The organism is Lederbergia sp. NSJ-179, from assembly GCF_022867885.1.
Classification (GTDB): domain Bacteria; phylum Bacillota; class Bacilli; order Bacillales; family Bacillaceae_C; genus Lederbergia.
Genome location: NZ_JALIFP010000060.1, coordinates 1 through 15,673, shown reverse-complemented (window position 1 = coordinate 15,673; position 15,673 = coordinate 1). Strand labels below are relative to the sequence as shown.

Annotated in this window: 13 protein-coding genes; 8 read left to right on the top strand and 5 right to left on the bottom strand. The window is 37.0% G+C overall.

The window, feature by feature from the left end:
* Positions 1 to 152: 152 nt before the first annotated feature.
* The 5 genes from MUB24_RS22035 to rpmH all read right to left on the bottom strand — a co-directional run bounded on the left by MUB24_RS22035 (position 153) and on the right by rpmH (position 4,297).
* Complete coding sequence (locus MUB24_RS22035; RefSeq protein WP_244707714.1) at positions 153 to 2,018, bottom strand: LTA synthase family protein; 1,866 nt, start codon at positions 2,016 to 2,018, stop codon at positions 153 to 155.
* A gap of 152 nt (positions 2,019 to 2,170) precedes the next feature.
* Positions 2,171 to 2,794 carry an RNA-binding cell elongation regulator Jag/EloR gene (gene jag / locus MUB24_RS22030; protein ID WP_244707712.1) on the bottom strand — a complete coding sequence of 208 codons (624 nt, stop codon included), beginning with the start codon at positions 2,792 to 2,794 and terminating at the stop codon, positions 2,171 to 2,173.
* Positions 2,791 to 3,585 (bottom strand): YidC family membrane integrase SpoIIIJ, encoded by a 795-nt coding sequence (gene spoIIIJ, locus MUB24_RS22025; protein ID WP_244707710.1) that lies wholly within the window; start codon positions 3,583 to 3,585, stop codon positions 2,791 to 2,793. Before spoIIIJ ends, jag begins: the two co-directional genes overlap by 4 nt.
* A 116-nt stretch (positions 3,586 to 3,701) precedes the next feature.
* A complete protein-coding gene (rnpA, locus tag MUB24_RS22020) occupies positions 3,702 to 4,043 on the bottom strand; it encodes a ribonuclease P protein component (protein ID WP_244707708.1) in 342 nt (113 codons plus the stop codon).
* Positions 4,044 to 4,162: 119 nt separating this feature from the next.
* A complete protein-coding gene (gene rpmH / locus MUB24_RS22015) occupies positions 4,163 to 4,297 on the bottom strand; it encodes a 50S ribosomal protein L34 (RefSeq protein ID WP_244707706.1) in 135 nt (44 codons plus the stop codon).
* Between the two features lie 644 nt (positions 4,298 to 4,941).
* Between rpmH and dnaA the strand changes: the two genes are divergently transcribed.
* The 8 genes from dnaA (at position 4,942) to MUB24_RS21975 (ending at position 15,376) form a co-directional block, all read left to right on the top strand.
* Positions 4,942 to 6,282, top strand: a complete 1,341-nt coding sequence (gene dnaA, locus MUB24_RS22010) for a chromosomal replication initiator protein DnaA (RefSeq protein WP_244707704.1) — start codon at positions 4,942 to 4,944, stop codon at positions 6,280 to 6,282.
* 187 nt (positions 6,283 to 6,469) lie between these two features.
* Positions 6,470 to 7,603, top strand: coding sequence for a DNA polymerase III subunit beta (dnaN, locus tag MUB24_RS22005; protein ID WP_244707702.1), 1,134 nt, complete (start codon positions 6,470 to 6,472; stop codon positions 7,601 to 7,603).
* 295 nt (positions 7,604 to 7,898) lie between these two features.
* Positions 7,899 to 8,114 carry a S4 domain-containing protein YaaA gene (gene yaaA / locus MUB24_RS22000; RefSeq protein ID WP_244707700.1) on the top strand — a complete coding sequence of 72 codons (216 nt, stop codon included), beginning with the start codon at positions 7,899 to 7,901 and terminating at the stop codon, positions 8,112 to 8,114.
* A gap of 14 nt (positions 8,115 to 8,128) precedes the next feature.
* A complete protein-coding gene (gene recF / locus MUB24_RS21995; RefSeq protein WP_244707698.1) occupies positions 8,129 to 9,247 on the top strand; it encodes a DNA replication/repair protein RecF in 1,119 nt (372 codons plus the stop codon).
* A 9-nt stretch (positions 9,248 to 9,256) separates the two neighbouring features.
* On the top strand, positions 9,257 to 9,514 hold the full coding sequence (gene remB, locus MUB24_RS21990; protein WP_244707696.1) for an extracellular matrix regulator RemB: 258 nt from the start codon (positions 9,257 to 9,259) through the stop codon (positions 9,512 to 9,514).
* A gap of 180 nt (positions 9,515 to 9,694) precedes the next feature.
* Positions 9,695 to 11,617 (top strand): DNA topoisomerase (ATP-hydrolyzing) subunit B, encoded by a 1,923-nt coding sequence (gyrB, locus tag MUB24_RS21985; RefSeq protein ID WP_244707694.1) that lies wholly within the window; start codon positions 9,695 to 9,697, stop codon positions 11,615 to 11,617.
* Positions 11,618 to 11,646: 29 nt separating this feature from the next.
* A complete protein-coding gene (gene gyrA / locus MUB24_RS21980) occupies positions 11,647 to 14,124 on the top strand; it encodes a DNA gyrase subunit A (RefSeq protein WP_244707692.1) in 2,478 nt (825 codons plus the stop codon).
* Between the two features lie 157 nt (positions 14,125 to 14,281).
* Positions 14,282 to 15,376: an HD-GYP domain-containing protein gene (locus MUB24_RS21975; RefSeq protein ID WP_244707690.1), complete on the top strand. Its 1,095-nt coding sequence runs from the start codon at positions 14,282 to 14,284 to the stop codon at positions 15,374 to 15,376.
* Positions 15,377 to 15,673: the final 297 nt, after the last annotated feature.

The following is a 15,673-nucleotide window of genomic DNA, read 5'->3' as shown; positions in this document are numbered from 1 at the left end:
CATATGTAAAGACATTTAAAATTAAAAAAGAAAAAATAAATCCAATAGTAACACCTATAATTGAGGCGCTGGAGCTGGCTCTCAACGCTAGCCAATTTTTATACTTTCTTACCTTTTAAAAAAGACTTGGCAAGGTACCAAGTCTTTTCACTTTATTCTAAAAAACGAAGCAGATCTCCATTGATCACTTTGTCTGAGTAATTTAATTCTTTTTGAATATCTGAAAAATAAGGAGAACAAAAATTCCGTTTTACTTTTTTCCCGGTTTTCTTTGAGTAACAGGTATGCTCAATATAAGAGTATTTATTGGTTGTAAAAGATCCATCTCTAAAAGCGACAAATCGATTCTTATCATGAGTAAGTAAGCTTTTTCCAAATGAAAGGGCCTCTTCCGGCTCTGAAATTCCTAATAAATCCAAAATAGTCGCTCGTAAATCCATTTGTCCCCCTACTGTCGTGACTTCCTGTCCTTTTATACCGGGGATATGGATAAATAATGGCACTTTCTGCAATTCCATATCATCTTTCGGTGTTATTTGATAGCCCAACACTTCCCCAAGGGCATCATTATAGCTTTTAGAGATTCCATAATGATCCCCAAACAAAACAAATATACTATTGTCATATATATCTGACTGTTTTATATCATCAAAGAAATTTTTAATGGCTTCATCCTCATATCTAACCGTTGTAAAATATCGATTGACCATATTTTGTTCTGTCTCCGGTGCAGAAATCAATTGGTCTTCAGGATCCAGTAAAAAAGGAAAATGATTTGTCAAGGTTAGGAACTTAGCATAGTAGGGTTCCGGCAATTGTGATAAATAGGGAAGCGATTGTTTGAAGAAGTCGATATCCTTCAACCCATAATTGATTGAATTCTCCTCTGTCACATCATAATCTTCTTTGGAAAAAAAGCGATCATAGCCAAACGTTTGATAGGCTATTTCCCGGTTCCAGAAAAAAGCATCATTCCCATGGAAACTTGCTGAATAATATTGATGTTGTTTTAATATTTCCGGTAATGCCACAAAGTGATTATTCGTTCTTCTTACAAAAACAGATCCCCCTGATAATGGATACAAGCTATTATCTAAAATGAATTCTGCATCAGATGTCTTTCCCTGTGCGGTTTGGTGATAGAAATTCGGAAAATATAGACTTTCCTTCTTGAATTCATTTAAAAATGGTGTAATTTCCTGTCCGTCAATTTCCCGATCCATTACGAATTCTTGAGTGGATTCAAGAAAAATGACAATCACATTTTTTCCCTTTGCAACACCATGCAGCTCTGATAAGGGATCATGTTCTCGTTTCTTTTTGACATAACGTTCAATTTCTTTCACTTCACTACCATCTGCCAAAACACTTTTCATCGAGGATTTCGAATTTTGATAGATGTCAAACATATGATAATAATAAAGACCTAAAGATTTAACAATTAATTCTTTATCATACGATTGATTCCAAAAACCTGAATGAAAAAAACAAGAAAGAAGAATTGGAACTATAATCAAAAAAGGAATGACTGTCTTTCCTACCTTTTTGGGGATCGAAAGGCTATATTGTTTAAATAGCCGATGTTTCGCCATGATAAAAAGCAAGATGACATCTAAAAACAAAAATACATCATAAAATTTGATCAGTTCTAGTGTACTTTGACTTAATCCCCCTACATTTTTAAACTGAAATAGGACTGGAACCGTAACAAAGTCAATATAAAAACGGTAATAAAGCACATTTCCATACAAAATCGCTGTTAAAAGTAAGTGAATGGTAAAAAAAATCTTCGTTCGATGGCGTTTCGATAGAAAGCCTAAACTAAAAATCGCCAAAAGAGAGCCTAATGTAGTAAATTCTAGTAAAATGGCCTCCCAAAAGGATTGAACACTTATTTGAAAGCCCCATTTATAAAGTATAGAAATTTTAAGACATAAAAGAAGCACAGAAAATAGATAAATCCAACGATCTCTATTTTGTGCTGATGGAACTTTCTGAATCATTGATGTCACATCCATTTCATACAACTCTTTACATACATATTATCATCATCCCTATGTCTATAACACTTTTTTTGTTAGATTTCTTCACCTAAATTTTTTTATTGCCTATTTCGAAATAAAAAAAAACATCTGCCATTGGTATAGCAAGATGTTTTTTTCTAACAACCTTATGGAAGAGGTTTGATGACAACATAACGATTCGGTTCACGCCCATCTGAAACTGTTTGGACTTTTTTATTTTCCGCTAAAGCTGTATGAATAATTTTCCGTTCGAAATTAGGCATCGGTTCGAGTGTAATAGGTTTGTTTAACTGTTGAGCTTTGGAAGCGAGTCGCTTTGCCAATTGAATTAAAGTTTGCTCCCGTCGATCCCGGTAATTTTCTGGATTTAAAATGACGGTTATATATGGATCAGCATGACGATTTGCTGCAAGTTGTGCTAAATATTGCAATGAATTGATGGTTTGTCCTCTTTTTCCAATCAAAAGCCCCATTTTTTCACCTGTTATGTGAAAGATAACATGTCTTTCATCCCTTTTTTCGACTTTAATTTCTGCGGCAATGCCCATATTGGCCAAGATATTTTGGACATATTCTACTGTTGCTTCAATGGATGTCGGCTTTACCTTTACTTTCACAATAGCAGGCCTCGCACCAAATAATCCGAGTAGTCCCTTTTTTCCTTCTTCCACAATGGTGATTTCTGTACGATCCCGAGTTATTTCTAGTTGAGCCAATGCGGATTCTACTGCTTCTTCAACGGTTTGTCCAGTAGCAGTGATTTCTCTCACTTTTTAGCTCCCCTCACCTTTCCCTTATGAATATTTGTTTGCTGATTTTGAGCAACTGGTGGTTTAATAAAATACGTTTGCGCAATCATGAATATATTTCCGACAACCCAATAAAGGGCCAAAGCTGCTGGGAAATTTACTGCGAAAATTAAAATCATCACTGGCATGATGTAAAGCATCATTTGCATTTGCGGATTTGCATTCCCTGTTCCCGCCATCATAATTTTTTGTTGTAAGAAGGTGGTGATTCCTGCAATAATCGGCAACAAATAAAGAGGATCAGGTGCCCCTAAATCAAACCAAAGGAAGTCTCCTGCTTTAGATATTCCCTCTGTACGGATAATCGCTTGATAAAATCCGATCAAAATCGGCATTTGAATCAACAGTGGGAAACAACCCGCCAATGGATTGACATTATGTGTTTGAAAAAGCTTCATTGTTTCTTCTTGTAATTTTTGTTGGGTCTTTTGGTCTTTCGAACTATATTTTTCTTTTAATTTCTGCATTTCTGGTTGAATGGCTTGCATCGCTTTTGTATTTTGCGTTTGTTTAATCATAAGCGGTAAGATTGCTAAGCGAATGAGAATTGTTACGACAATAATGGATAGTCCGTAACTATTACCAAACATTTTTGCAAAGGTGGTAATCACCCATGATAATGGATAAACGATATATTTACTCCAAAATCCCGTACTTTCAGCTGTAATATAATCAGGGTTATCGATCGTAGAACAACCTGCAAGCAACACAACTAAAACAAGAGCCGATACCCATAATATTCTCTTCTTCAAGCTTCATATCCTCCCTGTTATCATAATACATATCTATAATCCGAATGTTCTTTGGCTATTTTACCATTTTTATGCTTCAAAAGTTGTAAAAAAAGAGGAATTTCTAATTAAAATTATTATTGTTTTATCACTTTCCCAAGTCTTAAAACATGTTGGAGGCTTTTTTTCACTTGATGAAAGTCCATTTCCGAAACAGGCTTCCTTGCAATAATCACGTAATCTTTTCCTGTTTCAATATCTGTATTCAAATCATGAAACACTTGGCGAATATACCGCTTTATTTGATTGCGTTTGACAGCATTGCCGATTTTTTTGCTTACAGACAAACCTATTCTGAAATGATCTTGTTCCTCTTTTTCTAATATATAAACAACAAACTGCCGATTAGCAACTGATTTTCCCTTTTTAAAAACAGTTTGAAATTCTTCATTTTTTTTAATTCTGTATCCCTTCTTCATTTCTTCACCCTCATTATGTAACTTTCTGTTCGTCGCTAATCGTTGTCAATCGTTTTCTATTTTTATATTCCAGCTTTTACCATTAACCTAAAAAAAGACCACTGAGACGTTTCAGTGGTCTACGCTGATAACACTTTTCTTCCTTTGCGACGCCGAGCAGCCAAAATCTTACGGCCATTTTTTGTACTCATACGTTGACGGAAACCGTGTACTTTGCTTCTTTTTCTTGTATTTGGTTGAAATGTTCTTTTCATTCATGACACCTCCTCGAGGTTTAACAAAAAAATTTCCTTCATAGACATACTAAATAAGTATAAATAGATAAAAAATGGTTGTCAAGAGCCAACAAAAGAATACGATTTTAGCCTTTGATCGGGCCGACAGGATGTCGGTCACAAAGGCGTTGCGACAGGATGTCGCGAATTTAGCCTTTGATCCTAATCTAACTTTATCCCCAATCACTGATTTTGAAAATTTTATCCCCATTTTCCTTTTTGTGGATAATTTTTGACACAAATCTGCTATCCACAACAAATATCGACAGGTTTTAAACAAATTAACGCCTTGTGAGTAATTTTTATCTACTTCCTATTAGTTTTGTGGATGCTCCTCCTATGCATTGATAAGTTTAGATTTATTTGATATGATTATGTTGTTTTCCCTGTGGACATTTTTTGTTGTTTACTATTTTATCCACAGATGTGAATAACTTGTGGATATGTTATCCACTCTCTCTGAAAAAACTTGTCCACAAAGGGTGGAAACTGTCGAAAACCGCTTTTCTACTAATATATATATTTACCCACATTCATCATTATGCATATTTATACTTTTTTCAAAAATAAAGGGAAACCGTTATATAACAGCAGTGTTTACCTAGTGCAAGGGAGGTAAAAATTTGGAAAACATAGCTGAGCTTTGGGATCAAGTTCTATTAAGAATTGAAGAAAAAGTGAGTAAGCCAAGTTTCGACACGTGGTTGAGATTCACAAAGGCTCATACGCTTCAGGATGATACGATGATTGTAACGGCTCCAAATGAATTTGCTAGAGATTGGCTTGAAGGGCATTACACTCAATTAATAGCTGGGCTTTTATATGAAATTATTGGTGAGGACTTAAACGTAAAATTTATAATCCCACCCGAACAAGAAGAAGAGAAAAAAGTTCCAGCTGTTCAAAAAATGGAAAAGAAAGAGTCTGTTGATGCTTATCAAAATATGCTCAATCCAAAGTATACATTTGAAACGTTTGTGATTGGGGCCGGAAATCGATTTGCCCATGCTGCTTCTTTAGCTGTTGCGGAAGCCCCGGCAAAAGCCTATAATCCACTATTTATTTATGGTGGTGTAGGGATGGGAAAGACCCATCTTATGCATGCCATTGGTCATTATATTGTTGAGCATAAACCAGATGCAAAAGTGGTCTATCTATCATCTGAGAAATTTACAAACGAATTTATCAATGCCATCCGTGATAATAAAGCCGTTGATTTCCGAAATAAATATCGCAGTGTTGATATTCTATTAATTGATGATATTCAATTCCTTGCCGGAAAAGAATCAACTCAAGAGGAATTTTTTCATACATTCAATACCCTCCATGAGGAAACCAAGCAAATTGTGATTGCTAGTGACCGTCCACCAAAGGAAATTCCAACACTTGAAGATCGCCTTCGCTCTCGATTTGAATGGGGCTTAATTACAGATATTACTCCCCCGGATTTAGAAACAAGAATTGCGATTTTGCGAAAAAAGGCTAAAGCAGACGGTCTTGATATTCCTAACGAAGTGATGCTTTACATAGCTAACCAAATTGACACAAATATAAGAGAACTGGAAGGAGCTCTTATTCGAGTCGTTGCTTTTTCCTCTCTTAACAATAAAGATATTAATGCCGATTTGGCTGCTGAAGCATTAAAAAGTATTATTCCAGGTGCGAAACCGAAAGAAATCACTATCCTTGATATTCAAAAAATGATCGGTGCTGAATATAATGTCAAACTTGAGGATTTTAAGGCTAAGAAAAGAACAAAGTCTATTGCCTTTCCGAGGCAAATTGCCATGTATTTATCCAGAGAGCTGACAGATTTTTCACTGCCGAAAATAGGGGAAGAATTTGGCGGTAGAGATCATACAACTGTGATTCATGCCCATGAAAAAATTTCAAAGCTTTTAGAGGCAGATACGAATTTCAAAAATAAACTAGAAGAAATTCAGGCAACATTAAAGAATGCGTAATGGGGATTTTGTGCATAACGATCACAACTTCATGCACAGCCTGTCCACATGTGAATAACGTGCAAAATCTAGTCATACACAGATTTATCCACATATTCACAGGTACTATTACTATTATTACTGTTTTTTTATAAATAATAAATAATATATAGTCTCTAAAGATGAAATGGAATAAAGGAGGTAAAGCATGAAGTTTACTATTAAACGTAACCGGCTAATCGATAGTGTTCAAGATGTAACCAAGGCCGTGTCCTCAAGAACAACGATCCCAATCTTAACGGGAATCAAAATGATCGCGACAGATGAAGGGCTGACTTTTACAGGAAGTGATTCCGATATTTCTATTGAATCTTTTATCCCAAACGAAGAAAATGGGGAGGTAATTGTCGAAGTTCAAGAAACAGGCGGAATTGTTTTAAATGCAAAGTATTTTTCGGAAATTGTTCGGAAATTACCAATGGATACAGTCGAATTTGAAGTGTTTAATCATTTACAAACCATTATTCGTTCTGGAACAGCAGAATTCAATTTAAATGGTTTAGATCCGGATGAATATCCATTTTTGCCTCAAATTCCCGAGGATAATGTATTTTCACTTCCAACTGACTTATTAAAATCGATCATAAGACAAACTGTTTTTGCAGTGTCCACCTCAGAAACACGCCCCATCTTGACAGGTGTCAACTGGATGGTGGAAAATAATCGATTAACATGTACAGCAACAGACAGCCATCGATTAGCAATGAGAACGGCGCCTATCGAAATTGTAGGAGAAACGTTGCAAGCGGTCATCCCAGGAAAAAGTTTAGTAGAATTAAGTAAAATTTTAGACGGATCCAATGACATGGTTGATATTGTGATTACAGACAATCAAATTCTGTTTAAATTTAAAAATCTCTTATTCTTTTCTCGTTTGTTAGAGGGGAATTATCCAGATACCTCAAAATTGATTCCAACAGATTACAAAACGCAACTTGTTTTGCCATCTAAGGAATTTCTTCATGCGATTGATCGGGCTTCTTTATTAAGTCGCGGAGACCGGAATAATGTGGTGAAACTGGTTTCTATTGACAGAAAGCAAATTGAAATTTCATCTACCACACCTGAAATTGGAAAAGTTGTAGAACAAATTCAAACAGAATCGATTGAGGGAGAAGAGCTGAAAATTTCATTTAGTTCGAAATATATGATGGACGCCCTAAAAGCTTTAGAAGAAACAGATATTAGGATCAGTTTTACAGGAGCTATGCGTCCTTTTATTATTCAATCTGTTCATGATGAACAGATTTTACAACTGATTTTGCCAGTTAGAACATTTTAAACGCTTATGTTTTTCTATTATCCTGCCATCCGGTGGGATTTTCATTTTAGGCCCAAAGGACGTCGCGCTTTTTAGTCGTCCATTCTCTCTAGGCGCTTTCGCTTTTCTTTGTCTAGCTCCAGGCGTTAGGGGTTCGAGGTCAAATAACCCTGAACCTAGGGAGGGAAAATCGCCCTTCCTAGGTTCAGGAACATTTGCTAGTCGCCCCTGAACAAACGCCTTCCGCTTTTCTTTGTCTTCTTGAGGATCTTTTAGTAAAATAAAGGGAGTGACGATTCGGGAAAAGAGTGAGTGTATGGAGAATGAAGTGAAGATTGATACGGACACGATTACACTAGGGCAATTTTTAAAGCTTACAGATATGATTTCATCTGGAGGCATGGCGAAATGGTTTTTAAGTGAGCATGAAGTTTGGATTAACGGTGAGCAAGACCAACGCCGAGGGCGTAAACTCACAATTCATGATAAAATAGAAATTAAAGGGATTGGCATCTTTACAATTGTTCGCTAAAGGATGTTGCCTTCATGTATATGGAAGAGTTGGAATTGGTAAATTTTAGAAATTATGAAAACCTTCAGCTTACTTTTGAGAATAATGTCAATGTGATTCTCGGAGAAAATGCTCAAGGAAAAACAAATGTCATGGAATCTATTTATGTGTTAGGGATGGCGAAATCCCATCGTACTTCCAATGATAAAGATTTAATCCGTTGGGACTCGGATTATGCTAAAATAGAAGGTAGGATACAAAAAACGCATGGGGCTGTACCTTTGGATCTAACGATTTCCAAGAAAGGAAAAAAGGCGAAGTTCAATCATATTGAACAAAAAAAGTTAAGTCGTTATGTCGGAAATATGAATGTTGTGATGTTTGCGCCTGAAGATCTTCACCTTGTAAAGGGAAGTCCACAAGTAAGGCGTCGTTTTATTGATATGGAAATCGGACAGGTGTCCCCTGTTTATTTGCATGATATGAATCGATTTCAAAAGGTATTACAACAGCGAAATCATTTTCTAAAACAATTGCAATCAAGAAAACAAAAGGATCCAACATTTCTTTATGTTTTAAATGAGCAATTTGCTGAAGTTGCGATCAAAGTGATGCAAAAACGCTTTGAGTTTATTCGCATGCTAGAAAAATGGGCACAACCGATCCATGAAGGGATTTCACAAGGAAAAGAAATGCTTGAGATTCGTTATAAACCATCTATTGAGGTATCGAATGAACGGGATTGGTCAAAGATGATAAAAGGATTAGAAGAAAAATTTTTCTCTCTAGAGCAAAGGGAAATTGATCGAGGAATGACATTGATTGGCCCGCATCGAGATGAGATTGGATTTATTGTGAACGGTCGGGATGTTCAAACATTTGGTTCACAAGGTCAACAACGAACAACAGCTCTTTCCGTGAAATTAGCTGAGATTGATTTAATTAATTCGGAAATCGGCGAATACCCCATTTTGCTTCTTGATGATGTTTTATCAGAATTGGATGATTATCGAAAGTCCCATCTTCTTAATACCATTAAGGGGAGAATCCAAACCTTTGTCACGACGACAACGGTAGATGGAATCGATCATCAAACCTTAAGAGATGCAGCTACTTTCATGGTTCGAAATGGAAAAATGGAAAGAGAGAAATGAGGTGAAGAAATGTATGTTCATGCTGGAGAAGATGTGATGATTCGCTCCAATGAAATCATTGCCATTCTTGAAAAAGAGACCGTTGAATATTCTCTTGAAATCCAAAATTTTTTAAAGCATAAAGAAGATTTGATTATGAATCTATCCAATGGTGACTTTAAATCTTTGATCATTACGGAACCTCATATTTATTTCTCTCCAATTGCTTCATCAACATTGAAAAAGCGGTTGTTGAATGTAACAGACCATGATGAGTTCATGATATAGATGTTTTGTCAACAAGGGTTGTTCAAAAGGACGTACTAATGTCAACGGCGCAAAAATGTTTCGGCGGGAAGAGTAACCCTATTCCCAGGACGTTGCTATTTAAGCCGATCCGGCTCTTTTTGTCCTCCTTTTTGAACATAATAGGCAAAATTGATTGAAAGAGCAGGTGAGTTTTTGACAATGGACCAAAATGAAGTTCAAGAACAATTATATGATGAGAACCAAATACAGGTGCTTGAAGGTTTGGAAGCTGTTCGAAAAAGACCTGGCATGTATATTGGTTCTACGAGTTCAAAGGGACTCCATCATTTAGTATGGGAAATTGTAGACAATAGTATCGATGAGGCTTTAGCCGGTTATTGTGATCAAATAAATCTTGTGATTGAAAAAGATAATAGTATTACAGTAACAGATAATGGACGAGGGATTCCAGTGGGGATCCAAGAAAAGATGGGAAGACCTGCTGTTGAGGTTATTTTAACTGTGCTTCATGCTGGTGGGAAATTTGGCGGTGGTGGATATAAAGTATCTGGGGGACTCCATGGGGTTGGTGCGTCTGTTGTTAACGCCCTTTCATCAGAACTTGAAGTATATGTCCATCTGAATGGACAAATTTATTATCAAAAATATGAACGCGGTATACCTGCTTTTGATTTAAAAGTAATCGGTGAAACAGATCATACAGGAACAGTTATTCATTTTACTCCAGACCCTGAAATTTTTAAGGAAACAACTGAATTCGATTTTGATATTTTAGCGACCCGGACAAGAGAATTAGCTTTTCTAAATAAAGGATTAAAATTAACGATTGAGGACAAACGTGAGGAAGGAAAAAAAAGTGAATATCATTATGAGGGCGGCATTAAATCATATGTCGAGTTTCTGAATCATTCAAAAGAAGTCCTTCATGAAGAACCTGTCTATATTGAAGGGGAAAGAGACGAAATTATGGTGGAAGTGGCTCTTCAATACAATGATGGTTTCGCCAGTAATTTGTATTCCTTTGCCAATAATATTCACACGTATGAAGGTGGAACTCATGAATTTGGCTTTAAAACAGCTTTAACAAGGGTCATTAATGATTATGCGCGGCGAAATAATATTTTCAAAGAAAATGATAGTAATCTTTCAGGGGAAGATGTCCGTGAAGGATTAACAGCAATCATTTCGATTAAACATCCTGAACCACAGTTCGAAGGTCAAACAAAAACAAAATTGGGGAATTCAGAAGTACGAACCATCACAGATTCTCTTTTTTCTGAGCACTTTGAGAAAGTTATGTTAGAAAATCCTGTTCTAGCTCGGAAAATTGTCGATAAAGGTGTGATGGCCGCAAGAGCTCGTGATGCCGCGAAAAAGGCTCGAGAGCTAACAAGGAGAAAAAGTGCTTTAGAAATATCCAATCTTCCAGGAAAGCTTGCAGATTGTTCGTCTCGTGATCCACAAATTAGCGAGCTTTATATTGTGGAGGGTGATTCGGCAGGTGGTTCCGCCAAACAAGGAAGAGATCGACTATTTCAAGCCATATTACCTTTAAGAGGAAAGATCCTGAATGTTGAAAAAGCCCGATTGGATAAAATTCTTTCCAATAATGAGATTAGGACGATTATTACAGCACTTGGTACAGGGATTGGCGAAGACTTCGATATTGCTAAAGCCCGCTATCATAAAGTTGTGATTATGACAGATGCGGATGTGGATGGGGCTCATATACGCACATTATTATTAACATTTTTTTATCGTTATATGAGGCCTTTAGTTGAAGCGGGATATATCTATATTGCTCAACCTCCTTTATTTAAAATTGCTCAAGGGAAAAAGGAGTATTATGTCTATTCCGATCAGGAATTAGAAAAAAAACTTGCAGAGCTCCCGGAAATTCCAAAACCAGGTATTCAGCGCTATAAAGGTCTTGGAGAGATGAATCCTGAACAATTATGGGAGACAACGATGAACCCAGAAGCAAGAACCATGCTCCAGGTTGGTCTAGAAGATGCGATTGATGCAGATAGAACCTTTGATATGCTCATGGGCGAAAAGGTAGAGCCTAGACGAGTATTTATTGAAGAAAATGCGATTTATGTCAAAAATCTGGATATTTAATTCACTAGGGAAAGGAGGGTGCCAATCGTATGGCAGATTTACCTCATTCAAATGTAAAAGAAATAAATTTAAGTCACGAAATGCGTACATCTTTCCTCGATTATGCAATGAGTGTCATCGTCTCCCGTGCTTTACCTGATGTTCGGGATGGTTTAAAGCCTGTCCATCGTCGGATTTTATACGCGATGAATGATCTCGGGATGACAAGTGATAAAGCCTTTAAAAAGTCAGCAAGAATCGTTGGTGAGGTGATCGGCAAATACCATCCCCATGGTGACTCGGCAGTTTATGAAACAATGGTACGGATGGCGCAAGATTTTAGTTACCGCTATATGCTCGTTGATGGTCATGGTAATTTTGGTTCCGTTGACGGAGATTCTGCAGCAGCCATGCGGTATACAGAGGCGAGAATGTCGAAAATTTCGATGGAGCTTGTTCGGGATATCACGAAGGATACGATTGATTATAAAGATAATTATGATGGATCTGAAAGGGAACCAGAAGTACTACCATCGCGGTTTCCAAATTTATTAGTCAACGGGTCTTCGGGAATTGCGGTTGGGATGGCAACCAATATCCCCCCTCATCAGCTTGGTGAAGTGATTAACGGTGTTCTTGCGTTAAGTAAGGAACCTGAAATTTCTGTTCAAGAATTAATGGAACATATTCCAGGTCCTGACTTTCCAACAGCCGGGATTATTGTTGGAAGAAGTGGAATTAGAAGAGCGTATGAAACAGGGAGAGGCTCGATTGTCGTTCGGGCAAAGGTCGAAATAGAGACAAAACCAAATGGAAGAGAAACAATTATTGTCCATGAACTCCCATACCAAGTGAATAAAGCGAAGCTAATTGAAAGAATTGCCGAATTGGTTCGTGATAAAAAAATCGAAGGCATTACAGAACTAAATGATGAATCTGATCGTAATGGGATGAGAATTGTCATGGAAGTTCGCAGGGATGCAAATTCGAATGTCATTTTAAACAATCTCTATAAATTGACCGCGATGCAAACAAGCTTTGGGATTAACATGCTTGCGTTAGTGAATGGACAACCAAAAGTCTTAAACCTCAAACAATGTCTCGCTTATTATCTTGAACATCAACAGGTGATTATTCGGAGAAGGACAGAGTTTGAATTACGCAGGGCCGAAGCAAGGGCACATATTTTAGAAGGATTAAGAATTGCTCTTGATCATATTGATGCGATTATTAGTCTGATTCGTGGGTCTAAAACAACAGATATTGCTCGAACAGGATTAATGGAACAATTTCAGTTATCGGAAAAACAAGCTCAAGCAATTTTGGATATGCGGTTGCAACGTCTGACCGGATTAGAAAGAGAAAAAATAGAGGAAGAATACCAAAATTTGCTGAAGCTTATTGCAGAACTTCAAGCGATTTTAGCAGATGAAGAAAAAGTGCTAGAAATTATTAGAGAAGAACTCATTGAGATTAAGGAACGCTTCAATGATGATCGAAGAACAGAAATTGTTTCTGGTGGGATTGAGCAAATCGAAGATGAAGATTTAATTCCAAGAGAAAATATTGTTGTCACACTCACTCATAATGGGTATATTAAACGATTGCCGATTACGACCTATCGCAGCCAAAGACGCGGTGGACGTGGTGTACAAGGAATGGGTACCAATGAAAATGATTTTGTTCAGCATTTAATCACTAGTTCCACTCATGATACCATCCTCTTTTTTACAAATAAGGGAAAGGTATACCGGGCGAAAGGCTATGAAATCCCTGAATTTAGTCGGACAGCGAAAGGTTTGCCGATTATCAATCTGTTAGGAATTGAAAAAGGTGAGTGGATTAACACGGTGATTTGTGTAGAAGAATTTCTTGAAGATTGGTATTTATTCTTTGCTACGAAACAAGGTGTGATCAAACGGACCCCGCTTTCTGCCTTTGCGAATATCCGAACGAATGGGTTAATTGCCCTTGGTTTAAGAGAAAATGATGAATTGATTTCTGTAAAATTGACAGACGGAAACAAAGACATTGTTGTAGGAACCAAGAATGGTCTGCTTATTCGTTTTAATGAAACAGATGTAAGATCGATGGGTCGGACAGCTACCGGCGTAAAGGGAATTACCTTATCAGGAGACGACGAAACAGTCGGAATGGAAATTTTAGAAGACGATGACGATGTGTTAGTCGTTACCAAAAATGGTTTTGGGAAACGCACGCCTGCGGAGGAATACCGGATTCAAAGCCGCGGCGGAAAAGGGTTAATTACGTGCAAAATAACCGAACGCACCGGAACGGTTGTAGCGGTAGAAACCGTCAAAGGTGATGAGGATATCATGATTATTACCGATAGCGGCATTGTTATACGAATGGATGTTCAAGACATTTCTGTCATTGGAAGAAATACGCAAGGAGTCAAATTAATGACCCTTGGAGATGAATCTTCTGTCTCTACTGTCGCAAAGGTTGAAAAGGAAGAAGCATTAATAGAGAACGAAGAAGAAACTGAAAATAATACTGAGGAGTAACAGCTTGGAGAGTGCTAATCTAGACCTAATGTTTCTCCTACTTTTAAAAAGGCGTCAAATCTTGACGCCTTTTTGAAATGATTAAATAAAAAAGGGTTTCATCCGAAATAAATAGTACATAGAATTTCAAAAAAATGTAATTTTCGGAGGTGATCGCATGATGATGAAAGTGGAACAACTGGAAAAAGGGTATATTGTTCAAAGGGATGTTTCTGGACTAACGGGGCACCCAATCATTCCAGCCAATACAGAATTAACCGAGGAGCATATTGAAGTGTTGAAAGCCTTTTTAATAGAAGAAATAGATGTTGAGAGCCAATTAACAAAGGGGGTTCAAAAGAAAAAGGGAACAAGGGAAAAAAGTATGGAGCGATCTAAAATCAAGATGTCTGAAGCGATCAATAGAACATTCATGGATGAATATCAAAATGCCGTTCGGCAATTTAAGAAGCAATTTCAAACATGGCAATCTGGCCTACCGATTCATATATCGAATGTACGGACCATTCTTACACCTTTATTTGAAATAGCTTTAAAGAACAAGGATTGGATTCATTTTATTCATCAATTATCTCAACCAGAAGAATATTTTTATCATCATCCTGTGGCGGTTAGCATCATCTCTGGGTGGCTTGCAAATAAAATGGGTTATGATCATGGGAAATCCCTTCAAATAGCCTTCGCCGGTCTTTTAGCTGATTGTGGAATGGCTAAGATTAATAAGAATCTTTTTATGATCGCAAGGACACTCACAGATTCGGAGTGGAGAGAGATAAAGAAACATCCCCTTTATAGTTATCAGATGGTAAAGGATATTTCCGTATTAAAATCAGAGACTAAGCTTGCTATCGCCCAACATCATGAAAGATTAGATGGAACTGGCTATCCGGGCGGAAAAACGATAAAGAATCTATTAATAGAATCCCAAATCATTGCGATTGCAGACATCTATCATGCCATGACAACAGAACGATTATTCAAAAATAGTCGGTCTCCTTTCAAAACACTACAAATGATGGAGATTGATCAATTTGGTAAACTACATATCTCTATTTTAAAAGAATTTATATCCGCTATTGCTACTCTGCCAATTGGCACCACAGTAAGTCTATCCAATGGTCAAAAGGCAGAAATCATATTTCATAAGCCACATGCAAAAACGAGACCATTAATTAAGATAAAAGGATCAGGAGAGATAATTGATCTTGAAAAAAACAGAAATCTTTATATTGATTTCGTTGTAAACGGATAGAAGGATGTTGAATATTTGTTCAAAGGTAAGAAAGCATAAAAATTGGCTGATGTTTGGATCTAGCTCTAGCGCCTAGCCCCTCGAGGTCAAATAACCTGAGCCAATAAAAGTCAAAACCGGACTTTTCTTGTCTCAGAACATTTGCTTGTCGGGGCTGACCAAGGCGCTTGCGCTTTTCTTAAAAGGTAAGAAAGTATAAAAATTGGCTAGCGTTGAGAGCCAGCTCCAGCGCCTCAATTATAGGTGTTACTATTGGATTTATTTTTTCTTTTTTAATTTTAAATGTCTTTACATATG